Raw genomic sequence first — 23008 nt, 5'->3', positions numbered from 1 at the left:
CCTAAAAAGTAATGATCATGGAAAAAGTAACAATCTCTGACGCTGTATTAGTAAGCAATTACATTAAAGGACAAGAGTCTGCACTAGAAGTATTAATCACAAGACACAAACAACGTATATATAGTTTTATCTATTCTAAAGTGTTTGATCGTGATATTGCCGAAGATATTTTTCAAGATACGTTTATAAAAGTTATAAAAACGCTTAAAAGAGGCAAATATAACGAAGAAGGTAAGTTTTTACCATGGGTTATGCGTATTGCGCATAATTTGGTAATTGATCATTTTAGAAAAAATAATCGTATGCCTAAATTTGATAACTCTGGTGATTTTAATATTTTTTCTGTAATTAGTGATAATGCTTTAAATGCAGAAAAAAGTATTATTAAAGGTCAAGTAGAAGCAGATGTTAGACGATTAATAGACGAGTTGCCAGAAGATCAAAAAGAAGTTTTAATGATGCGTATGTACAACGACATGAGTTTTAAAGAAATCTCTGAACGTACAGGAGTTAGCATTAACACTGCTTTAGGACGTATGAGATATGCTTTAATTAATATGAGAAAAGTGATCGAAAAGCATAATATTGTTTTAACAAATTAACACATACAATAAAGTAAAAGTTTGCTCGTTATTTAAAGGTAACTAACTTTAAAACGCATATTAATGGCAAAACTTTACTCTAAGAAACCTAAAACAGATTTAAAATTGAACCCAAAAGATGAAACAGTAAGTTTTATTCTTAATTACTCTAAGGCTTTACGTGTTATAAATTATAAAAGCATGAAGTTTGAAACGCTTCAAAACTAATTAAAAACGTCCTAAATTTTTAGGACGTTTTTTTATAGTATTCTTTTAAAACAGTAGCTCTTCCAATAGTTTTTGTAATAACATCTTTGTTTAAATCCCAACCGCGAGCAGGAGAATATTCGCGACCATACCAAATGATTTGAAGGTGTAAATCATTCCATAATTCTTCAGGAAATAAACGTTTTGCATCTTTTTCGGTTTGAGCAACACTTTTTCCGTTAGATAAATTCCAGCGATACATTAAACGATGTATGTGCGTATCTACAGGAAAAGCAGGTACACCAAAAGCTTGACTCATTACTACACTAGCAGTTTTGTGTCCTACAGCTGGTAAGGCTTCTAAAGCCTCAAAAGATTGCGGAACTTCACCATTGTGTTCTTCTATCAAAATTTTTGATAAACCGTAAATGCCTTTACTTTTCATTGGAGACAAGCCACAAGGTTTAATAATTTCTTTTATGTCTTCTACAGATAATTTAATCATATCATAAGGATTATCTGCTTCTGCAAATAATAACGGTGTTATTTGATTAACTCTAACATCTGTACATTGTGCCGATAATAAAACCGCAACTAAAAGCGTATATGGATCTTTATGGTCTAACGGAATTGGAATTTCTGGATATAACTTATTTAACGTATTTATAACAAAATGTACCTTTTCTTGCTTAGTCATTAATTCGTATTTTTGAATAGAATCAAAATTACAACTATGAATACATTAAAACAAGGTGATAAAGTCCCAAATTTTTCAGTAAAAGATCAAGATGGAAATTTAGTAGCTTTAAAAGATTATAAAGGAAAAAAATTAATTGTGTTTTTTTACCCAAAAGCAAGTACACCTGGTTGCACTGCAGAAGCGTGTAACTTAAGAGATAATTATAAAGTCTTACAGGATAAAGGTTTTGAGATTTTAGGTGTTAGTGCAGATTCTGAAAAGAGACAAACTAATTTTAAGAATAAATATGAGTTTCCGTTTCCACTTTTAGCAGACGAGGACAAAGATGTAATTAACGCATTTGGTGTTTGGGGAACAAAAAAGTTTATGGGAAAGGTTTATGATGGTATACATCGTAAAACGTTTTTAATAGATGAAAATGGAGTAGTAGCGCATGTTATTGACAAAGTAAAAACAAAAGATCATGCAGCTCAAATTTTAGAAATAATTGAGTAATAATAAAAAAAAGGAGCTTTAAGCTCCTTTTTTTTTATTTTGTATGTGCTTCTTCAGTCTCGCAACCAAAAAGGCTTTGTTCCATTATTAATTTAGAAACACCTTCTGGTAGCATAGTTTGCCAACCATCTTCACCGTTAGCAATCATTTTTAATACTTTTCTAGAAAAGACACTTAGTGTAGATTTATCGTAATCTGTTATATCTACAACTTTACCATTATATTTAAAGAACTTGTAAAGCTCTTTCATTCTTGGATGAACTTTTAAGGTGTCGCTTGTAGTAATTGTTCCGTCTTCGTTTTCCATTGGGTAAAGATATACGCGTAAATCTTTAAAGAATAATTTACCAAACGCTTCAAGAATGCCTCCACTAAGATGACGATAGTATTTTTCATCAAAAATATCTACTAAATTATTTACTCCCATTGCTAATCCCATACGGTTTTTAGTGTATTGAGAGAAATATTCTACTAGCTTATAATACTCTTGGAAATTAGATATAAGTACTGTTTGACCTAATGAACAAAGTAGTCTTGCGCGATCCATAAAATCTTGTTCGTCTATTTCTCCTTCAGCTCTTAAATTAGATAGTGTAATTTCAAAAATTACTTGTGTTTTATCCTTATCAACCTTGTTTTCTTTAACAAACATGTCTAATGATTTTTGATACATATCCATGTTTACTTTAGTAACAGGTCTAAAACTTCCTCTTAATGCTAAAATGTTCTTTTTGTAAAGTACACGAGCTGGTAGTACGTTGTTTCCGTCTGGTGCAAACATTACTGCGTCTGTCATTCCGTTTTTAACTAACTGTAAGCTCATTAAACGGTTATCTACATCTTTAAATACTGGACCAGAGAAGTTTATAGTGTCAATCTCTAATTGGTCTTTGTCTAAGTGATCGTATAAATATCTAAGTAGTTTTTTAGGTTCGTTATACTTGTAAAAAGCACCATATATAAGGTTTGTACCTAAAATACCTAAGGTTTCTTGTTGTAATCTTGCGTCGTTTTCTTTAAATCGAATGTGAAGTATAATTTCATTTACTTCTTTGTCTTCAGGATTTATTTGGTATTTAATTCCTACCCAACCGTGACCTTTGTATTTTTTTGCGAAGTCTATTGTTGCAACAGTATTTGCAAAACTAAAAAACATACGATTTGGGTTATCGTCTCTAGAGATACGCTCTTCTATAAGCTTGTATTCATGAGCTAGCATTTTTCTTAATCTAGCTTCTGTTACGTAACGTCTATCATCTTCTATACCATAGATGGCATCACTAAAATTTTTATCGTAAGCAGACATTGCTTTTGCGATAGTACCAGAAGCGCCACCAGCTCTAAAAAAATGTCTAACGGTTTCTTGTCCTGCGCCAATTTCGGCAAAAGTTCCGTAGATATTTTCGTTCAAGTTGATACGTAATGCTTTATCTTTTAAAGAAGGAATATTTTCAAATTTTTTATCTCCTTTCAGCGTAATTTCCATAAAAAAATACCAATAGTGTTAAGTAGTACAAAGGTACCAAATAACTAGAGCAAACAAAAAAAATAACTTATTTTTGTTGTTAAATAGTCGTCATTTTGAAAATAACTTTTTTAGGTACTGGTACTTCGCAAGGAATTCCTATTATTGGAAGTGATCATCCGGTTTGTTTAAGCAAAAATCCTAAGGATAAAAGGTTGCGAGTTTCTGTTTTAATTCAATGGGATAATTATAGTTATGTTATAGATTGTGGTCCAGATTTTAGGCAACAAATGTTAAGAGCAGATGTAAAATCTATAGATGGTATTTTATTTACCCATGAGCATGCAGATCATACTGCTGGATTAGACGATATTAGACCGTTTTTTTTTAGACAAGGTGATATACCTATTTATGCACATAAAAGAGTTGTAGGCCAATTAAAGCAACGATTTGCTTATATTTTTGAAACAGAAAATAAATATCCTGGCGCGCCAAACTTAGAAGTTAATTTGGTGCAAAACCAATCTTTTAAACTTAAAAATTTGGAGGTGATTCCTATAGAAGTTTACCATCATAAATTACAAGTTTTTGGGTATAGATTTAATAATTTTGCTTATCTAACAGATGTTAAAACCATACCAGATGCAGAATTGGAAAAATTGAAAAATCTTGATGTCTTGGTAATTAATGCATTAAGAGAACAACCTCATATTTCTCATTTAAATTTAGAAGAAGCTTTGCAAATAGTATCTATATTGCAACCTAAAAAGACATATTTTACTCATATAAGTCATTTGTTAGGTTTTCATGACGAAGTAGAGCAGAATTTACCCGAAAATGTTTTTTTAGCATACGACCAATTACAAATCACTATATAATTTAGTTTTAAGATGAAGAATAGAATATTTATGTACCTTTTTATTTTTGCTTTACTTGTTGTTTTATTTCAATTTGTAAATACAAAAAACTATGTAAAAGCAAATGATCAAAAAATTGAAAGTTTGTCTATTGCTAATGCAAAAATGAAAGATTCTCTTGCTTTGATGTACAATAAAATTAATGATTTATCGATGTTTGATTTTAATTATAATCAAGAAGCAAAAGATTATTATTACGACAGACAAATAGATACCGATAAGTTAATTCCTTTAATCGAAAATGAATTATATGCGTTAAGTGATGTAGAAGGAGACGAACATCCTTTAATACCATTTGCTGCTTCTGAAGGTAAAAAAATGCAATTTAATTCTATAAAAGTATTAAATCATAAATGGATTATAGCCGATTTTTCTGATGGTATTTTTTGGGGTGAATTGCTTATCAAATACGAAATATCACCAGAAAAACAGCTTACTTTTAAAGTTTTAGATTACTTGTTGTATACTAATTAGTATGTAGCTTCAACCAATCTCTAAATTCATAAAAATTTTGTGGTGCAACTCCATGACCTACAGGAAATTCGCTGTATTTAAAGTTGATATCTAATGTTTTTAAAAAAGGCGACGTTTGTCTTGCCCAATCTATTGGAATTACTTGATCTACGCTTCCATGCGAGCAATAAAAGTTTAAATGAGTGTAATGGTCTTTGGGTAAAACAGTGAATAAATCTGTGTTAATATAACCGCTTAAAGCTACGATATTCTTTACTTTTTCTGGATAAGTAAACGCTACCGAATAGCTTAAAATAGCACCTTGACTAAATCCTAACAAGGTAACATTGTCCTTATCTGCATTGTATTTATTTATAATTTGATCTATAAATTGAGAAATTAAATCTCTAGATTGGATAGCCTGTTCGTTATCACTCCATTTACCTTTTTCTGCATCAAAATTTATAGCATACCAAGCATTACCAAAAGGCTGCATTGGGTAAGGCGCTTTAGCAGAAACGATTAAAAATTCCTCAGGTAACTCTGTTGCAAAGCTAAATAAGTCATTCTCGTCACTACCATATCCATGAAACAATAATAATAATGGCGCGTTTTCTTTATTAGAAGAAGGTCTTACAATATATTCTAAATTTAATTCTGTCATGTTATTTTCCTATTGATGAAAAAATCTTTTGAAAAAATGCACCGACTAATGGTACAGTTTGCATTTTACCATTTATTGCGCTAATTATACCATAAAAAAATAGTAATCCCATACCAACCCAAAATGCAGTAGAAATTTGCCAATTATCAAACTGACTAATAAAATATCCAATTATCATATACATTAAGCATAATCCTAAACCTTGTCGGTTGTGAAATGCAATAAATTGGCTTTTCTTTTCATTATTCATAATAATTGCAATAACACTACCAATTATTGTTAGATAACTAACTACAGCTAATGTTTTATTTTCTTCTTGAGGATTATTAGTCATTGATTATTAATTTTTTATTAGCGTATACACCATAACTTTTACCTTTTAAATGTTGTCCTAAAAACGCACTATTTTTAGAGGTTGAAATTATATTTTTCTTAGTAAATGTGTATTCAATGTTAGGGTTAAATAGACTTAAATTAGCAGCGTTACCAACTTTAATAGATTGGTTTTCTAGATTAAATAAAGATCTGCCTTTTGTTAATAAAGTAATTGTTTCTTGTGTATTTAAAATTGAATTTAAAGCTCCAAATGCACTTTCTAAACCAATGGTACCATAAGTAGCGTGATCAAACTCTACTTTTTTATCTTCTATTGTTTGTGGATTGTGATCTGAAGTTACAAAATCTACAGTTCCATCTTTTAATCCATCTATTAAAGCATCAATATCTTCTTTAATTCTTAAAGGTGGATTAACTTTAAATCTGGTATCAAAATCTTCAAGAAGACAATCTTCTAAAAGTAAATTGTGTATTGCGACACTACACGTTACTTTAAGTTGTTTTTGTTTTGCTTCTCTAATTAATCTTACAGATTCTTTAGTAGATATAGTTGGAATATGCAATTTACCGCCAGTATATTCTAGTATAAATAAATCTCTTGCTACTTGAAGTGCTTCAGCTAAATTAGGACTTCCTTTTAAACCTAATCTGGTGCTTGTTTCTTCTTCATTTACAATGCCTTTACCTGCAATTTTTTCTTCTAAAGGAAAAGAGTATACTAAGCCATCAAAATTACTTGCATATTGCAAAGCAATTTTAAGAAGATTAGGATTTTTAATTGGTTTTTTATAATCGTAAAATGCAATTGCACCAGCATTTTGCATATCGTAAAGCTCAGCTAAATCAATACTTTCACTTAGTTTTGTTAATGCGCCAATTGGCAATAGATTTACAGCATTATCTTGCGATTTATTTACTAAAAATGAAATATCTGCACTAGTATCTGCTACTGGATTTGTATTGCTTTGTAAAGCTATTGTTGTAAAACCTGAAAGCGCCGCAGTTTTAAGTCCGTTTTGTATGGTTTCTCTGTCTTCAAAACCTGGTTCGCCAAAACATACGCTAGTATCTGTCCAACCTTGAGATAGATGTAAGTTTTCTAAAACAATTTCTTTGTAATTATTGGTGTTTGCGATAGATGTTTTGATAGCAGTAATTGTTCCATCTTCTATTAGAACATCTACGGTTTGGTTATGATGCTCGCTGGAAGCATCTATGATAGTTGCAGATTTAATTAAGATATTCATTTAAAATATTTTAAGATAAGCATTTCGATTATTAAAAATACTAAAGCTAAAATTACAAACCATTTCCATAATTCGTTAACTTTTGTTTCGTTTTTTATTGTGTTAAAGGCTTGTTCTATAGTATTTGATATGTTTGAATTTGAATTGTTCTTTAAATTTAAATAGGTAAGATTACTTTCATTTCTATCATAATTATAACTTACCAAATCTAGAATTTCAGTGTTATTTTTTACTTGATAATTACCTGCTATTTCTGGTAAATCTGTAGTAGTAATAGATACTTTGTTATTAAAATAGCGTTGTTGCGGGATAAAAGATTGATTGTTGTTTTCAATTTTTAAAACCGCATCTTTGTTTAAATTAACAGCTACATCAAAAGTATTTAATTGTCCAATTGTATAATATAAATTGCTTGTGTTTAAACTTTGTTTTGCAATATTATAAAAGGTTGGTACAATTAAATTTATGTTTTTAAAATTAGAATTGTCTTTATTTAAAGGTGCGTTAAAAATAAACAGATTCTCTTTTTGAGACAGAAAAGATTGTCCGTTTTCAAATTGTAATATTTTAAGATTAGAATTGTTTTGGTGTTTAAAATAGACGTTTACTTTTGGGTACTGAAAATTTGTAACTTGTTTTTCAAAAACACCATCAGAGTAAATAGGATGCGCATAATTTATCGAAGTAATTCTCTTTTCCTGCTTATTTAAAGTATTAAAAGTTGAGGCATTAAAGCGCTGTAAAAATGAGTTATAATCAGCAATATTCCCATTATTAGATGGAATAAACACAACTATTTTTCCTTTATCGGTAAAATCTTTTAGCGCTGTAATTAGAGTAGAAGGTAGGCTTTCTAATTCATTTAAAATTATTAATTGCTGATTATCAAAAAGCGCGTAATCTAAGTTGTTTGTTGTTAAAGTCGAGAAATTAAATTCGTCTTCCGTAAATATTCCTTTTAAATATTTTGTATCTGTTCCAACAGCTAATACATTAATTTTAGTAGGTTTTGTAATTGAAAAATAAAGTGTATTATCAAACGCTAAGTTAGCATCTTCGATAGTTATTTTACCTTCAATAGTTTTATTAGTAGGTAAAGTAAATACAGCGTTATTTGTTGAGTTTAAATCAACTGAAATTTTAGAAATCAACGTCTCATTATCATATAAAGATACAGGAATAACTTCGGCAGTTTTAGAGTTGTTTTTTACTACAGCTGTTAGTTGGATATTGTTAGCAGTTCTTTTAGAGATAAATAAGCTATCTATTAATGTATTTGACTTATTTACAGGCTTTAAAACAACTTTATTTAAACTTATAATCGAATCTTTTAAAACTGGAAATTCTGTTCCTTTATTCTGAAAATCTGATATAAAAACTAAATGTTTTAATGTATTTTCTTGCTTAGTAAATAACTGAGAAGATTTTAATAAAGCCGTTTTATATTCTAATTGATTAGATGAATAATCTAATTCTAAAAGGTCGTTTTTAATAGCCTTTATTGTAGTGTTTTTATACGTCGAAGTATTTGTTATTAACGAGAAATTTTGATCATCTTCAATAGTATTTAAAAGGTCGTTTACAGCACGTTTTAATAAAGCGCCATGTTCTCCTTTAGCTTGCATACTAAAAGAATTGTCTAAATAAATTATGGTTTCTTCTTTAACTTTAAACGCATTAGTTTTAGAAAAAAATGGTTGCGCAAAAGCAATAATAATAGCACTTAAAATTAAAAGTCTAGTTAGTAATGTTAACCACTTTTTAATTTTAGCACTTTTTCTAGTTTGTAATTGTACTCGTTTTAATAACGCAACGTTTGTAAAATATTCAGTTTTAAATTTTCTAAGCTGAAAAAGATGAACTATAATAGGAATAAGCAGTAAGAAAAGCGCGTAAAGAAGTTCTGGATTTTTAAACTGCATATTTGTTTTAAAGTTTGTCAAAGATAATAATACAGCAATTAAAATCCACTATTCTAAATTAACATTTTAACAAAATCTTAAACTTTGTAATTGTAACAAATTTTACATTTACACGTCTTGTTTACAAGACCATTAACAAATAACATCAAACAATGAAAAAACTATTATTTTCTACACTAGCAACTGGTTTATTATTAGTTGGTTGTGGTGGATCTAAAACAACAACTACACCTTTAGCAACGCAAACAGCTATAGAAACGTCTATAGACTTATCTAAAGTAAAAGACGATAAAGTACCAGTTACAATTAATCCTGGTCGTTTTACTACAGAAACAGTAACATACAGATTACCAAGAGTTGTTCAAGGAACATATTCAGTAAGTGATTTTGGTAAATATATAGACAGTTTTAAAGCCTTTAACTATAAAGGTGAAGAGTTAACTACAAGTAAAATAGATACTAATACTTGGACTATTGCAGACGCAACAAACTTAGATTATATCACATATTACGTAAATGATACTTTTGATCAAGAAGTTTCTGGCGGAATTGGTGGCGAACAACCATTTTCTCCTGCAGGAACAAATATAGAGCCAACAAATTACGTATTAAACCTTCATGGTTTTATAGGGTATTTTGATAGCTTAAAAAACAATCAATATAAATTAGACGTCACTGCGCCAGCAACTTTTAAGCGTACGTCTGCATTACAAGAAACATCAAAAAAATCCAGCGAAGACGGAAGTTTAATCACATCAAGCTACTTTGCACCAAGATATTTTGATATTACAGATAACCCAATGTTTTATGGAGAATTAGATGTAGAAGAATTTCAAGTAGGTGATATCAAAATCGTATTAAGTGTTTATTCACCTAATAAAGTACATACTGCAGCAAAAATTAAAGGTGTTGTAGAAACAATGATGAAAGCCCAAAAAACATATTTAGGTGATATTAATAGTACACCAAGATATGATATCTATTTATACTTATCTGATGGAACAGAAGGTTCGCCAAAAGGTTTCGGAGCTTTAGAGCATCACACATCTACAGTTGTTGTATTACAAGAAGATATGCCTTTTGAAGCATTAGCCGAAAGTATGACAGACGTTGTTTCTCATGAGTTTTTTCATATTGTAACGCCATTAAGTGTACATTCAGAAGACGTGCATTATTTTGATTACAATCAACCAACATTTTCTAAGCATTTATGGATGTATGAAGGTGTAACAGAATATTTTGCAACCTTATTTCAAGTAGATCAAGGATTAGTAGATAATGATGAGTTTTACGGTGATATTTTACAAAAAATTCAAACCGCAAAAAACATGAACGACTCAATGAGTTTTACTGAAATGAGTGAAAATGTTTTAGACGAACCATATGCGCCACAATACTATAATGTATACATGAAAGGTGCTTTAATAGGAATGTGTATTGATATTATCATGAGAGAAGAAAGCAACGGTCAACGTGGTATTTTATCTTTAATGAAAGAATTATCTAACAAATACGGTAAAAACAAACCATTTGAAGACGATAAAATTATAGATGAAATTATAGCAATGACGTATCCAAGCGTTGGCGAATTTTTAAACACTCATGTTGTTGGTGGTACTCCAATAGATTATAACATTTACTTTAATAAAGTAGGTTTAATGATGTCTGAAGGAAAAGTAGCTACTAATTACATCCAAAATGGTGCACAATTAATTTTTGAACCAAATAGAGAAACTATGAAACTTCCATTTTCTGAAGCTGTAAAAAACAACAGTTTTTGGGCAGAAAATGGTGTGCAACCAGGTGATGTTTTAAAAACGGTTAATGGTGAAGCATTTTCATTCTTATCGGCTCAAAAAATACTTACAGATATGTATATGTGGCAACCTGGAAAAGAGGTAGAAGTAGTTATTGATAGAAACGGAACAGAATATACTATTAAAACCAAATTAACTCAATCTTACACAACAGGAGAAAAGCTAACAGAAAATCCTAACGCAACTACTAAACAAGTAGAAGTTAGAAAAGCTTGGTTAAAAGGATAAAACTGAAATTCCGGTGTAATGCACCGGAATTTTTTATTTTACTTTGGCACGATTAGTGAAATTAATTATCTGATTTTAAACAAAATCGCTATAAAAATATTATATTTAATAGTCAAAACATTTAAACAATGAAACATTTAATCCTATTTGTATGTGCGTTATTTTTAACGACATCTGCAGTTTTAGCTCAAGATAATTCTAAGCTAGAAGATGCCAATTATGTAATTTTATTAAACGAACAAGTATTTCATTATACTAAAGATGGTGTAACCTTATTAAAAGAAGATCTTAAACTTAATAATGATACTGTTGTTAAAACAGATGGAACTTATACAACTAAAGAAGGAAAAACATTGCAACTTAAAGATGGAGAATGTTTAGGGATGAGTGGTAAACTTTACAAAGATCAAGCTACATTAACCAAAAAGCTTAAAAAAGAACTGCGTTAGTTTTGTTCTTAAATAACATAAAAAAGCCTAATCAATTGATTAGGCTTTTTTATTATTTTAAAACGCTAAAAGTAAACGTTGTTCCCAATCCAGAAGTAGAACTAATTTTTACTTCTCCGCCAAGTTTTTCAACTAACGTTTTAACGGTATATAAACCAATTCCTGTTCCTTTATTACCGTATTTATCAGCTTCGTGAGCAGTGTTAAATAAATCAAACAATTGATCTTGTTTTTGGGTTTCTATACCAGTACCATTGTCTGTTACACTAAATATATGATGTGTTTTAGACGTGCTATAGTTTATACTTACGTAAGCTTCTTTTTTTGTATTATACTTAAACGCGTTATCAACTAAATTTAGTATTATTTGTGTAATTGCAGATGCATTAATTTCTTCTAGAATAGTATTTTTTTGTAAAATAAATTGCTGATCCGTAAGACTTAAAATATGTTTTATGTTATTAAAAATAGTAGCTAATTCGGTTTTCTTTTTTTTGTCTTGAAGCAAAGCTTCGGCTTTGTAATGTGTTAGAATACCATCTATGTAAGCTCTTAACGTGTCTGCAGATTCTTCTATGTAATCCAAATACTGAAGATCTAATTCTGGATAATTTTCTTTTAATTCGTCTTTAAAAAGTTGGCTTAAAGACGTAATATTTGCAAGTGGTGATTTTAAATCATGCGATACTTTTCCAGCAAAACTATTTAAAGAATTGTGTCTTTCTTCTAATAAATCAAAAGCATTAGAAAGTAAATTATTTTTTAATCGTAATTCAAATAAATTCACGACCTGTTTGGCTAAAATAATTAAAGTGTCTTTTTGCTGTTGCGTTAATTGTCTTGGTACTGTATCGTAAATGCATAAAGTACCTAATGCGTAACCATCTGGATTTATTAATGGTACACCAGCATAAAATGATACGTTATATTCAGAAATTAAAGGGTTATCACAAAACCGATTATCTTTAGTAGCATCTTCTATTATAAATATTGGTTCTTTACTTACAATTGCATGTCCGCAAAAAGAAATTTCTCTAGGCGATTGGTTAAAATCTAATCCATAATGAGATTTTAAAAAGTTTCTTTTGGTATCTAAAAGCGTAATTAATGCAATTGGAGTTTGGCAAATACTAGACGTTAATTTGGTAATATTATCAAAATCTTCTTCTGGTAATGTGTCTAATAAACTATAACTTTTTACCGCTTCTAAACGTTTTTTTTCGTCTTTAGGTATTTGAGGTGTTATCATTAAGATTTGGTATACTTTATTTTTATTTAGTATACGTAAATATAACTTACTGAAGTTTTAATAGTGTTAAAATTTTTCGAAAATTCCTACGCCAAAAAGAGCAAAATCATATTTAACAGGATCTTTAGGATCCAGTTGTCTTAATGCAGTGTCTAATTCTTCTAAAGCTTTCGCATCGTTTTGTTTTCTTTGCAATAAACCTAATTGTCTAGCTATATTACCAGAGTGCACATCTAATGGACAGGATAGGGCAGACATTGGTATGTTTTTCCAAATCCCAAAATCTACACCAGCATTATCTTGTCTTACCATCCAACGTAGAAACATATTTATGCGTTTTGCAGCACTATTTTTTAATGGATCGCTAATATGTTTTTGTGTTCTTGGTAAGTGTTCAATTTCAAAAAAAGTAGACTTAAATTTAGATATACCTAATTGAAGGTTAGAAGAGTAGTTGCTAAAGACTGTTTCTAATCCTTGATGATTTGTATAAATGTGTTTTAAGGCGTTTATAAACGTTTTGCAATCTTGACCATTAAATGTACGATGTACAAAATTATTTAATCGTTCAAGATCGTTAGGTTGGTGATTTAGGACAAAGTCGTAAGGCGATCGATCTAATAAATCCATTAATTTATTAGCATTGTTAATGATGCTTTTTCTGTTTCCCCAAGCAATGGTAGCTGTTAAAAATCCAGCGATTTCTATATCTTCTTTAAGTTGAAATTGATGAGGAATTTGAATAGGATCCGAATCTATAAATTTTGGATTATTATATTGTTCTACTTTTAAGTCTAAAAATTCTTTTAGATGGTTAAAATTATCCAATACTTTTATTTTTTTATTGAAAATTTAAAACTACTTCCTTCTCCAATTTTAGAGTTTACGTTTATATTTCCGCCTAAATTAGAGACTAATTTTTTAACAGTAGATAAGCCAATTCCATGTCCTTTTTGACCAAATCTATCAGTTTCTTCAACAGTAGAAAATAATTTAAAAATTTGCTTTTGTTTTTCTTTAGCAATACCAATACCGTTATCTCTTACTGTAATAAAATCGTATTGAGCATCAGAGGTATCTAATTCTATATCTATTACAGTTTCTGGCTTATCATTATATTTTAAACTATTGGTAATAAGATTTAATAAGATAAGCTCTAGCGCAGCACGATTGGTGTGAATATCGTAATCTTTTTCTGGTAAATTTATAGAACAATCTACTTTAATATTTAAAATATCTATAACTTCTTCTAATAGTTGGTTAAATGAAAAATGCTCTGCAGATTTCTTGCCCATTGCACTATTTTCATAATAGCTTAATAAATTATTAATGTAATTGCTTAAAGATAGAGAAGCACTTTTTATATTTTTTAAATAGTCTAATCCTTGATTATCTATATCTTTTTTGTATTTAGACCTTAAAATATCTGTAGTTAAAATCATGTTTGCTAAAGGCATTTTCATATCATGTGCAACTTGAGATGCAAATCCTTTAAGCATTTTATTTTTCTTAGTTAATTTTCGTTTTGTTTGTCTTAATTTGACATTACTTTTATTTAACTCGATTAATTTGACAACTTGTTTAGCTAATAGTTTTAAAGCGTCTTTTTGTTGCTCGTTTAAGCTATTAGGTTTGTTGTCTATAACACATAAGGTTCCTAATTTATGATCGTTTTTATCTACAAGACAAACACCAGCATAAAAAACTACTGAGTCTTTTCCGTTTTTAGTGTAAGGATGATTTATAAAACGCAAATCTTTTTTAGTGTCTTCAACAATATAGATATCGTCATCACTTGCTACTGCATAACTACAAAACGATAAATTTCTATCAGATGTGCAAATTTGCATGCCTTTAGCAGATTTAAACCAAACTTCATCTTCTTCTACTATTGAAATTAAAGACGCAGGAATATTGGTTAAAGAAGACGCAAGCTCTGTAATATTATTAAAATCAACATCGTTTTGATGCCTATCTAGCTTGTAACTTTTTACAGCTAAAAGTCGTTCTGCTTCGTTTTTAGGAATAGTATTTAGCTGCATAGTATAAGATCATGTATTGTTTAACTAAGGTAATCAAAATTTAAACAGATACAACAAAAATGTTAAAATTAAATAATATTTCCGTCAACCATGGTTAGTTTTCTATCGGCTAGATTGGCTAATTCTTCGTTATGTGTCACGATTACAAAGGTTTGACCAAATTGATCTCTTAATTTAAAAAATAAATTATGAAGATTTTCTGCGCTTTCGCTATCTAAATTTCCAGAAGGTTCGTCTGCAAAGATTAACTCTGGATTGTTTACTAATGCTCTTGCAACAGCAACGCGTTGTTGTTCTCCGCCAGAAAGCTCGTTAGGTTTATGATTATATCTGTGTGATAAACCTAAGAAGTCTAATAATTCTTTTGCGCGTTTTTCGGTTTCATTTTTATTAGTCCCTTTTATAAAAGCAGGAATACAAACGTTTTCTAATGCAGTAAATTCTGGTAATAATTGATGAAATTGAAAAATAAACCCAATATGGTTGTTTCTAAATTTAGCTAATTGTTTTTCTGATAAAGATGTTATGTTTACATCGTTAATAATTAACTGTGTATCCTTGTTTGTATCTATAAAATCTAAAGTACCAAGTATTTGCAATAAGGTTGTTTTTCCTGCACCAGATGCACCAACAATAGAGACTATTTCACCCTTTTTTATATCTACATTAACACCTTTTAATACATGTAAATCGTTGTAATATTTATGTATATTTTTTGCTTTTATCATAACCAAATAAGAAAGTTGAAAATTACTACAATATTAGTACTTAAACAACATTATATGGTTTTGCTTTTAAAAACCTTTTTTAAGTCGTTGTAATCTATAAAATAGACCATTCTTAAAGAAAATGTATTACGTTGTTTTTCTTTAAATAATTCTTCTAAAGTTTCTAAATAAGAGGCTTCTGAGTTAGAATTTTGATTAAAAATTTGATTTCTATATAAAGCTGTTAATTGGCTACCAGGCGCAAATTGCCATGTGTAACTTAAATCCAAATTCCATGTATTAAAATTTATATCTGGAGAAAAATTAGGATCACTATTAATATTATTTTTAGTATAAACATTAGATGGGTTTAAGTAACCATTGCTATTAAGTACATACATTTGGTTGTCGTAGGTAACCGTACTCATATAATTTCTAAAACTTAATGTTAATGCGTTAAGCGGATTAAAATTATAACTTCCAGAGATGCTTGATATTATTTGTAATCTATCTCTTTGTCCAAAAATTATTCGATCATAAATTTCTTGTCCATTTACAAAACCACGATCTGCTGTATAGTTGTCATACTCTAAGCCTAAAAGCAATAAAAACTTATCATTAAATTTAAATCTTGGATTTATACCAAACCAATAGTTGTTAAAATTAGATCTTTCGTCATCAAAAAACCTACCGTAACCAACATTTGCATCTAATGCAAAAAAGTTGTTGTAATTACTAGAAATCCAAATGTTAGATTGTGCATAATTTTTGGTTATAAAATAGCTGTCAAACCCATTTCTTGGTTCAAAATAGTCGTATTGTTTGCCAATATTCCAATTAGAGTTTATTCCAAATGTATGTAGTTTTTTATTTGTTGCATTAAAATTAAAACCTACGTTTTTACCTGTATATGTACTTGGATTTGCTAAACGGTTGTAATTAAACCAAGTCCCAATATACATATTATTAAAGCGCTTTGTAGGTTCAAAAATACGGTAGCTTGCATCTGCACTAAAATTACTGTAATTATTTCTAAATAAAATACCAAGATCGTTAGGATCGTAATTTTTATCTGCATAATTATAATCTAAAGACACTCGGTATTTTCCGCTAATTTTACCAATACCAGCTTCTAATGCGTATCCATTTTCTTTAAAAGCAACATCGTTAAATGTGCTCATCTTGGCATTAGTATATACGCCAACTGTATTTTTTTTGTTTACCAAATTGGTTAAAAATCCTGTGACATTAGCGTCTCTAAAATCACCGTTTCTAGTCACATTAGTGTTGATTAAAGTCACAGATGAATTTTTATTGAATTGTTGATCCAATACCATTATATTATAATTAGCTAATGGTTCTACAAGTGCTTCGCGTCTAGTATTATTGTTGTTATTTTCTATATCTACATAAGTTTTTTCGGTAATAGCATTAAAAAAACCTATTCCAAGTCCATTTTTTGTACGTCCAGATACTTTAATAGCATTAAGAAGCTGAACTTTCTCAGGGAATTCTACTACAGATTCATCTTCATCTAAATCCGGAAATCTGCTTGGTCTATCACCAATTCGTCTAGAATAAAACAAATTACCTTTACTAAATAAATCTATACCTTCTGTAAAAAATTGACGACGTTCAGAAAACTGTTGTTCAAAAGGACCAAGATTCAATATTACATTATCAAAACCAGCTTGGCTAAAATCTGGAATTAATGTGGCGTCTAACGTAATATTTTCGGTAATACCATACTTTAAATCCATTCCTGCAGCAAAATCGGTTTCGGTTTCGTTATCATATGTACTAACTAATGCAGATGCATATGGGAAAAAACTTAAACGTGTTGGTGGTTTTAATTGTTTTAAGCCTTTTAATTCGGCATGATATAATCCAATATTTCCTTTGGTTGGATCTACAGGATTCCACGTCATTTGCTCTCTAGTTTTTCTAAAATGTCTATGAAATTGTATGCCCCAAGTTGGATTGTCTTGTTGGGTAAAACGTAAGGCTCTATACGGTATTTTAACTTCTACAATCCAACCATCGTTTTGCATTTTTACACTACTTTCCCAAACAGCATTCCAGCCAAAATCTTCACCATTATTTGGGCTTTCTACAGCATCTGCTTGCGTACCAGAGCTAAATACAAAAAATTCGGTGTTGTTTTGTGCATCATTATTTGGATTAAAGATAATGCCAAAAAAATCTGATTGTCCAAAATTATCGCGTTGTGTAAATTGTGTCATGATATCTTCTGGATTGTCGTAACAATATGCAGCAACATAAATTCCAGAATCATCATAAGTCATCATCACTTTGGTTTTCTTATCATTTGCTGGTAAATCGCCTAAATTAGGTCTAAACTCGGTAAAATTTGTTGCAATTTGAGCATCTTTCCATGCAATATCATCTAATGTACCATCAATTTTGGGAGCAATTTCTGTTCTTTTTATTGTATATGTTTTTTTATCTTGACTATAAGAAAAGACTAAAAGAAATATAGAAAATAGCGAAGTGAATAAAAGTTTCATTTTTGATGTTTTATTGTGGTTTTCTCAATAAAGACAATTGTAATTTAATAATGTTACAGTTTGACGGTACAAAACTATAGTTACCATTAAAAAATTCTCATAATAAATCGTTAAAACTAGCTTTAAAAAGACAATAAAAACCTTGTGGTTACTAATAAAGTAGTATTTTTATTACGAGAATATAAATTATTGAAAATGCCATATAAAAAATTTGAAGAATACAATATGCAAGTTACCGATGATGTAAAAGAAAGGTACAAAAGCATAATTGAAGAGTTAGGCGAAAATACAGAACGTGATGGCTTGTTAAAAACACCAGAACGCGCAGCAAAAGCGATGCAGTTTTTAACACAAGGTTATCAACAAGATGCTGCCGAAATTTTAAAAGGCGCCATGTTTAAAGAAGATTACAACGATATGGTTATTGTTAAGGATATCGAGTTGTATTCGCTGTGCGAACATCATATCTTACCATTTTTTGGTAAAGCACATATTGCCTACATACCAAACGGACATATTGTCGGGTTAAGTAAATTACCTAGAATTGTGGATGTTTTTGCTAGACGTTTACAAGTGCAAGAACGCTTAACACATCAAATTTTAGATTGTATAAATGATACTTTGAAACCTGAAGGCGTAGCAGTAGTAATAGAAGCAAGTCATATGTGTATGATGATGCGTGGCGTACAAAAACAAAATTCGGTAACCACAACATCTGGATTTAGAGGCGCTTTTCAAAATATCGAAACTCGTACAGAGTTTTTAAATTTGATTAATGCGAATTTGAGTTAGTTTTAAAGTTGAAAGTTGAAGGTTATTTCTATTAACTTATCACTTATCACAACATTCGTATTGCTTTTTCAGTTTTGGAATACTATTTGCTTATAAGTTATTAGAATTCAAAAACCTATAAATGAGTAACACTACAAACAAATACACAAAATTAATCTTAGGACTTTTATTTGATGCGCTTGGTTATGTATCTTTTTTAATTCCTGGAATTGGTGAATTTTCAGATATAATTTGGGCACCAGCATCTGCTTGGTTAATGACAAAATTATATAAAGGAAAAACGGGTAGAGTAGCAGCTGTAATTTCTTTTGTAGAAGAAGCAATACCTGGATTAGATATTATTCCAACATTTACAATAATGTGGCTTTACACTTATGTGTTTTCCAATAAAAAGGAAGAACAAACTATTGAAGTGAAATAGGATTGATTTTATAATCATTACATATAAAAACACCTGGTAAAGTGTTTTTTAAAAAAATAAAATTTTTAAATATTTACTTTTATTTAAATTAATTTAAAAAGTAAAATCCCGCCTATTGCGGGATTTTTTTAAGTGTTTTTTCAGTGTTATTAACAATTATAAGGTATAATTTAAACCAAAACTAATATTACGTCCCATATTAGCAATACCATCTGTTTTTAAGCGTGATAAATGGTTAATGTACACTTTGTCGGTTAAGTTAGTACCTGCAATGCTTATATCTAAAGGATTTTTAAATAATGTAACCGTTGTGCCAATACCAGCGCTTAAAAGGTTATAGCTTGGTGTTGTGGTTTCAAACTGGCTAACATTATTTTGTGCAAACGTAGTACGTAGTTTTACAAATGCATAACTGTTTTTTAAGGTATTGGTATTAAACTCTGCACGTAACGTATTGGTTAAACTGTTAGCAGGTATTAATGGTAAATAATCATTATTATCTTGTTGTCCAGTTACAGTTTCAAAACTAGATTCTAAATGTAACCAATCTAAAGGATGCGGATGTAAGTGTACACCAAACTCGCCACCAAATAAACGCGCATTACTTTGTAAATAATTATATACAGGTGTGTTGTCTATAAAGTTTCCGTTAGGCGCTAAATAGATGTAATTATTAATGTGGTTATAAAAACCGTTGGCAAAGATTTCAAAATGCTCGTTAGTATATTCTAATGCTAAATCGGTTTGAAAGTTTTGCTCATTTTTAAGGTCTATATTTCCTATCTCGTATCTATTTGTTCCGTGGTGTGTACCATCAGACACTAGCTCAGATAAATTTGGTGCTCTAAATCCTGTAGCAAGGTTTAATCGTGCTACAATAGCCTTAGTCACATTAGCTTTGATACCAGCAGCACCATTAAAGCTGTTAAATTGTTTAGTAATAGCGTTGTCTAAATCTATACTTCTGTGATCAAAACGTGCACCTAATTGCACATCAAAAGTTTCAAAATGAATATGTGATGTAGCTAACACACCAACATCATTTGTTGTTGCGTCTGGTATTAATTGTTCTTCGCCATAATTACTGTTGTTTTGAAGCATACCTTGTACACCAACAATAGTTTCAAATTTACCCATAATTGGTAAGTTGTATTTAATGTTGTAGTTAAAGGTTTTTAACTTCATGTGTAGTGCTGGCACTTCGTTTTCGTGGTGTTCATCTTCATCTTCGTCATGGTGTTCTTCACCGTGTTCTTCGTGATGATGGTCTTCAAATTCTTGTCTATCGTTGTAGATATAGCCTAAATTAATATCTAGGCTAGAATTGTCAAAAAACCACGTACTTTTTGAACTTAAAATATGGTTGGTTAAGCTTTGGTAAGGCTCTAAAGGTGTTTTTAAATCAGATTGATTTCCAATTTCCTCAGGAATACCAAGTTTAGAAAGGTTAACATTATATCTAAAATCGGTTTTAAAATTTGTGTTTTGGTAACCTAAACCAGCCTTTAAATCTTGTTCTCTAAAACGTGTATTGGTTACTCTATAATCTTGTGTTTGATAGTCGCTATGTTCTGCTTGACCTAATCTAATTAAGAATTTAAATTGATCTGCAGATGCTTTATGTCCAAAATTAACATTGTAACCATCTGTATTTGTAAAATATCTAGTGTTTATATTAGTTGCAGTGCTATTTGGTTCTGCAAAACGTTCAGGATTTAGATATAAAACGCCACCAAGTGCATCACTACCGTAAAGTAAAGATGCTGGACCTTTTATCACTTCGACGCTTTCTATACCATCATCATTTATACCTAAACCGTGTTCTGCACCAAACTGTTGGTTTTCTAGACGTACACCTTGCGCATAAACTAACACACGATTACTGCTTAAACCTCTAATAACAGGTTTACCAATTCCCATACCAGTTGTTATGCTTTCTACACCAGCAATATTGGTAATTCCGTCAGATAAAGTTACAGCACCTTTTGCTTTTAATGTGCTTATTTTTTCTTGTTCAACCTTCATTACATTATCTTTTTGAAGCTTATGAAATGGCGTTGAAAGAATAACTTCATCCATTTCTATAGCAGAAGGTTTTAGTTGAAATTGAAACGGGCTTGTTGCCGGTAGCGTAATGTTTTCTGAAAAGGCCTCAAAACCAATTACCGAAATGGTTATTTTTTGAACACCAGAAGGTAAATTATTTATAGTGAAGTTTCCGTTGTCATCGGTAGTTGTTCCTTTTTCTAACTGCGGAAAATAAATATTTGCATAAGGAATAGGCTCTGAAGAATCATTAATAGTGATTTGTCCAGATATATTGTTTTGTGCAATTGTTACGGTAGATACCATAGCAATTAGCATAAATAAAAATTGTTTCATTTTTTAGATATGAATTTGTATAAAGTGTTTTAAATAATAAATTGAATGTCGCGAAAGCGAAATTTATAACTGCGTTTATACAAATTGTGGCGGACCACGAAGTACAATACCTAATCGCTGATAAGAGCTAATAAATTGGTATTGAGAAAGGAAAGGTTTATGATTATTTTTAATCTCTATAAGTGTGTAACTAAATACAGAAAATGATAGCGAATTGTTGAGTTTTATCTTATAAAACTCACAATCTAAATCTATTTGGTGTAAGTGATGATCACTAGTTTTTTCTGTACAAACGTCGTGTTTATGGTTTTCAAACACATGCATAGCTTTAACAGTCGCAGGTAATAGTACCGTTACAACTATTATAATCGCTAAGCTTTTTAATAATATGTGTTTAAATGTGTGCATTTATTCGTTTAAAAAACGTCCTAAACCAAAACGTCTGAGCATTTTTTTTTCAAAGTTCCAAAAAAATTGAAACTGACCAAATAACCATCCATAAAATACTAATAATATTTGGTAAAAAATAAGGCCAATAATAATATATAAAACCCAATAAATAAAAGGATTTAAGTTTTCTTTAGTAATTCCTAAAAAAGCAATTAATGGTCTGCCAATAAAAACAGAAGATGATCCGGTTATTGCAAAAACCATAAAAATTCTAATCATTTCCCATTTATAGTTTACTTTCCATTTATTTTCTAATTTTTTAAATAAAAACAAAGTAAATCTCACCAATAATATAGAAATTATAATAGTACTTATAATTTTGATTATTAGTTGATTAGAAAATATTTTAGAAAGTTTATATGCTGAATATATTAAAGCAGAAAGACCAATTACAGGAAAAAGTAACTGCCAATTTTGTTGAATTTCCCAGCGATTTTTAAATTTTTCCATTTCAAAATTTTAGCGCTGCAAAAATACAAAAGACTTTTAATTTACAGGTACTCGTCCTCCTAAAAGATTTTGTTTGTATTTATTTTGAAAATAAATGAAGTAGTTATATAACTTATAATTAACCTCGTAACCATAATCTATGCTTTGTTGATAGTTAATTTGCATTTCGTATAAATTTGGACTAAATCTTTGAGGTTGTAAAACTCTATTATTCCATGCTTGGACATAAAATATATTTTTGTTTTCCAGAAAGGTTTGACTATAAAATCCTTCTGGTCTGGCAATAGAATTAAGATAATTATTAAATCCAGGTTCTATTATAATGATTTCGTAATCAGACTCTTCATTAGATATTTTTATGGTGTCTCCTGTTTGTATATTTACTTGGTCATCTGGTGTAGTAATTTGTTTTTTTGGTCCACAACTGTAAAACAAGATTACTAATAGAAAGGTTAAGGATAAATATTTCATAGCTATTTTTTTATTACTTTAAATTTACAAAATTA

Annotated in this window: 24 protein-coding genes; 9 read left to right on the top strand and 15 right to left on the bottom strand. The window is 29.7% G+C overall.

Going from position 1 to position 23008, the window contains the following annotated elements; all coding sequences use genetic code 11:
• Nucleotides 1-17: 17 nt before the first annotated feature.
• Both IFB02_RS12975 and IFB02_RS12970 read left to right on the top strand, forming a co-directional pair.
• Nucleotides 18-602: an RNA polymerase sigma factor gene (locus IFB02_RS12975; RefSeq protein ID WP_106688796.1), complete on the top strand. Its 585-nt coding sequence runs from the start codon at nt 18-20 to the stop codon at nt 600-602.
• A gap of 63 nt (nt 603-665) precedes the next feature.
• Nucleotides 666-809 (top strand): hypothetical protein, encoded by a 144-nt coding sequence (locus IFB02_RS12970; RefSeq protein ID WP_165569200.1) that lies wholly within the window; start codon nt 666-668, stop codon nt 807-809.
• A 19-nt stretch (nt 810-828) separates the two neighbouring features.
• Here the strand turns inward: IFB02_RS12970 and IFB02_RS12965 are convergent, their stop codons facing one another.
• Nucleotides 829-1485, bottom strand: coding sequence for an endonuclease III domain-containing protein (locus tag IFB02_RS12965; RefSeq protein ID WP_106688795.1), 657 nt, complete (start codon nt 1483-1485; stop codon nt 829-831).
• Nucleotides 1486-1521: 36 nt separating this feature from the next.
• Here IFB02_RS12965 and bcp point away from each other — a divergent pair, with 36 nt between their 5' ends.
• On the top strand, nt 1522-1983 hold the full coding sequence (bcp, locus tag IFB02_RS12960; protein WP_106688794.1) for a thioredoxin-dependent thiol peroxidase: 462 nt from the start codon (nt 1522-1524) through the stop codon (nt 1981-1983).
• Nucleotides 1984-2017: 34 nt separating this feature from the next.
• On the opposite strand, the gene IFB02_RS12955 is transcribed toward bcp, so the two are convergent.
• Complete coding sequence (locus tag IFB02_RS12955; protein WP_106688793.1) at nt 2018-3469, bottom strand: nicotinate-nucleotide adenylyltransferase; 1452 nt, start codon at nt 3467-3469, stop codon at nt 2018-2020.
• Nucleotides 3470-3564: 95 nt separating this feature from the next.
• Between IFB02_RS12955 and IFB02_RS12950 the strand changes: the two genes are divergently transcribed.
• Both IFB02_RS12950 and IFB02_RS12945 read left to right on the top strand, forming a co-directional pair.
• On the top strand, nt 3565-4326 hold the full coding sequence (locus IFB02_RS12950; protein ID WP_106688792.1) for an MBL fold metallo-hydrolase: 762 nt from the start codon (nt 3565-3567) through the stop codon (nt 4324-4326).
• A 12-nt stretch (nt 4327-4338) separates the two neighbouring features.
• Complete coding sequence (locus IFB02_RS12945; protein ID WP_146131261.1) at nt 4339-4839, top strand: hydrolase; 501 nt, start codon at nt 4339-4341, stop codon at nt 4837-4839.
• On the opposite strand, the gene IFB02_RS12940 is transcribed toward IFB02_RS12945, so the two are convergent.
• From IFB02_RS12940 to IFB02_RS12925, 4 genes are read right to left on the bottom strand one after another with little or no spacing between them, the layout of a single operon-like run.
• The gene (locus IFB02_RS12940) at nt 4832-5482 is read right to left on the bottom strand and encodes an alpha/beta hydrolase (RefSeq protein ID WP_106688790.1); all 651 of its coding nucleotides are present in this window, start codon (nt 5480-5482) and stop codon (nt 4832-4834) included. The genes IFB02_RS12945 and IFB02_RS12940 overlap by 8 nt on opposite strands.
• Nucleotide 5483: 1 nt before the next feature.
• On the bottom strand, nt 5484-5816 hold the full coding sequence (locus tag IFB02_RS12935; RefSeq protein WP_106688789.1) for a hypothetical protein: 333 nt from the start codon (nt 5814-5816) through the stop codon (nt 5484-5486).
• On the bottom strand, nt 5809-7065 hold the full coding sequence (locus tag IFB02_RS12930; RefSeq protein ID WP_106688788.1) for a dihydroorotase: 1257 nt from the start codon (nt 7063-7065) through the stop codon (nt 5809-5811). The genes IFB02_RS12935 and IFB02_RS12930 overlap by 8 nt, the downstream gene beginning before the upstream one ends.
• Nucleotides 7062-8987, bottom strand: coding sequence for a BatA domain-containing protein (locus IFB02_RS12925; protein WP_106688787.1), 1926 nt, complete (start codon nt 8985-8987; stop codon nt 7062-7064). The genes IFB02_RS12930 and IFB02_RS12925 overlap by 4 nt, the downstream gene beginning before the upstream one ends.
• Before the next feature lie 152 nt (nt 8988-9139).
• Here IFB02_RS12925 and IFB02_RS12920 point away from each other — a divergent pair, with 152 nt between their 5' ends.
• Together IFB02_RS12920 and IFB02_RS12915 are read left to right on the top strand one after the other, a co-directional pair.
• The gene (locus IFB02_RS12920) at nt 9140-11032 is read left to right on the top strand and encodes a M61 family metallopeptidase (protein ID WP_106688786.1); all 1893 of its coding nucleotides are present in this window, start codon (nt 9140-9142) and stop codon (nt 11030-11032) included.
• Nucleotides 11033-11160: 128 nt separating this feature from the next.
• Nucleotides 11161-11481 carry a DUF6799 domain-containing protein gene (locus IFB02_RS12915; RefSeq protein ID WP_106688785.1) on the top strand — a complete coding sequence of 107 codons (321 nt, stop codon included), beginning with the start codon at nt 11161-11163 and terminating at the stop codon, nt 11479-11481.
• Nucleotides 11482-11533: 52 nt separating this feature from the next.
• Here the strand turns inward: IFB02_RS12915 and IFB02_RS12910 are convergent, their stop codons facing one another.
• The 5 genes from IFB02_RS12910 to IFB02_RS12890 form a co-directional block, all read right to left on the bottom strand.
• Nucleotides 11534-12730, bottom strand: a complete 1197-nt coding sequence (locus tag IFB02_RS12910) for a sensor histidine kinase (RefSeq protein ID WP_106688784.1) — start codon at nt 12728-12730, stop codon at nt 11534-11536.
• A 66-nt stretch (nt 12731-12796) separates the two neighbouring features.
• A complete protein-coding gene (locus tag IFB02_RS12905; protein WP_106688783.1) occupies nt 12797-13558 on the bottom strand; it encodes a TIGR02757 family protein in 762 nt (253 codons plus the stop codon).
• Between the two features lie 5 nt (nt 13559-13563).
• On the bottom strand, nt 13564-14772 hold the full coding sequence (locus tag IFB02_RS12900) for a sensor histidine kinase (protein WP_106688782.1): 1209 nt from the start codon (nt 14770-14772) through the stop codon (nt 13564-13566).
• A 68-nt stretch (nt 14773-14840) separates the two neighbouring features.
• Entirely contained in the window at nt 14841-15500 is a 660-nt protein-coding gene (locus IFB02_RS12895) for an ABC transporter ATP-binding protein (RefSeq protein WP_106688781.1), read from the bottom strand.
• Nucleotides 15501-15550: 50 nt separating this feature from the next.
• The gene (locus IFB02_RS12890; protein ID WP_106688780.1) at nt 15551-18007 is read right to left on the bottom strand and encodes a DUF5916 domain-containing protein; all 2457 of its coding nucleotides are present in this window, start codon (nt 18005-18007) and stop codon (nt 15551-15553) included.
• Between the two features lie 195 nt (nt 18008-18202).
• On the opposite strand from IFB02_RS12890, the gene folE reads away from it, so the two are divergent.
• Together folE and IFB02_RS12880 are read left to right on the top strand one after the other, a co-directional pair.
• Nucleotides 18203-18799, top strand: a complete 597-nt coding sequence (gene folE, locus IFB02_RS12885; protein ID WP_106688779.1) for a GTP cyclohydrolase I FolE — start codon at nt 18203-18205, stop codon at nt 18797-18799.
• A gap of 121 nt (nt 18800-18920) precedes the next feature.
• Nucleotides 18921-19220, top strand: coding sequence for a hypothetical protein (locus IFB02_RS12880; RefSeq protein ID WP_106688778.1), 300 nt, complete (start codon nt 18921-18923; stop codon nt 19218-19220).
• 156 nt (nt 19221-19376) lie between these two features.
• Here the strand turns inward: IFB02_RS12880 and IFB02_RS12875 are convergent, their stop codons facing one another.
• From IFB02_RS12875 to IFB02_RS12860, 4 genes are all read right to left on the bottom strand, one after another.
• Nucleotides 19377-21602, bottom strand: a complete 2226-nt coding sequence (locus tag IFB02_RS12875) for a TonB-dependent receptor (protein ID WP_106688777.1) — start codon at nt 21600-21602, stop codon at nt 19377-19379.
• Nucleotides 21603-21677: 75 nt separating this feature from the next.
• The gene (locus tag IFB02_RS12870) at nt 21678-22010 is read right to left on the bottom strand and encodes a hypothetical protein (RefSeq protein WP_106688776.1); all 333 of its coding nucleotides are present in this window, start codon (nt 22008-22010) and stop codon (nt 21678-21680) included.
• The gene (locus IFB02_RS12865; protein WP_106688775.1) at nt 22011-22502 is read right to left on the bottom strand and encodes a DUF6787 family protein; all 492 of its coding nucleotides are present in this window, start codon (nt 22500-22502) and stop codon (nt 22011-22013) included.
• Nucleotides 22503-22538: 36 nt separating this feature from the next.
• Nucleotides 22539-22973: a DUF6146 family protein gene (locus tag IFB02_RS12860; RefSeq protein ID WP_106688774.1), complete on the bottom strand. Its 435-nt coding sequence runs from the start codon at nt 22971-22973 to the stop codon at nt 22539-22541.
• Between the last annotated feature and the right edge of the window lie 35 nt (nt 22974-23008).

It is taken from the genome of Mesoflavibacter profundi (genome assembly GCF_014764305.1).
GTDB lineage: Bacteria > Bacteroidota > Bacteroidia > Flavobacteriales > Flavobacteriaceae > Mesoflavibacter > Mesoflavibacter profundi.
Note: the sequence above shows the minus strand (reverse complement) of the source record. Positions and strands in the feature narration are given on the sequence as shown.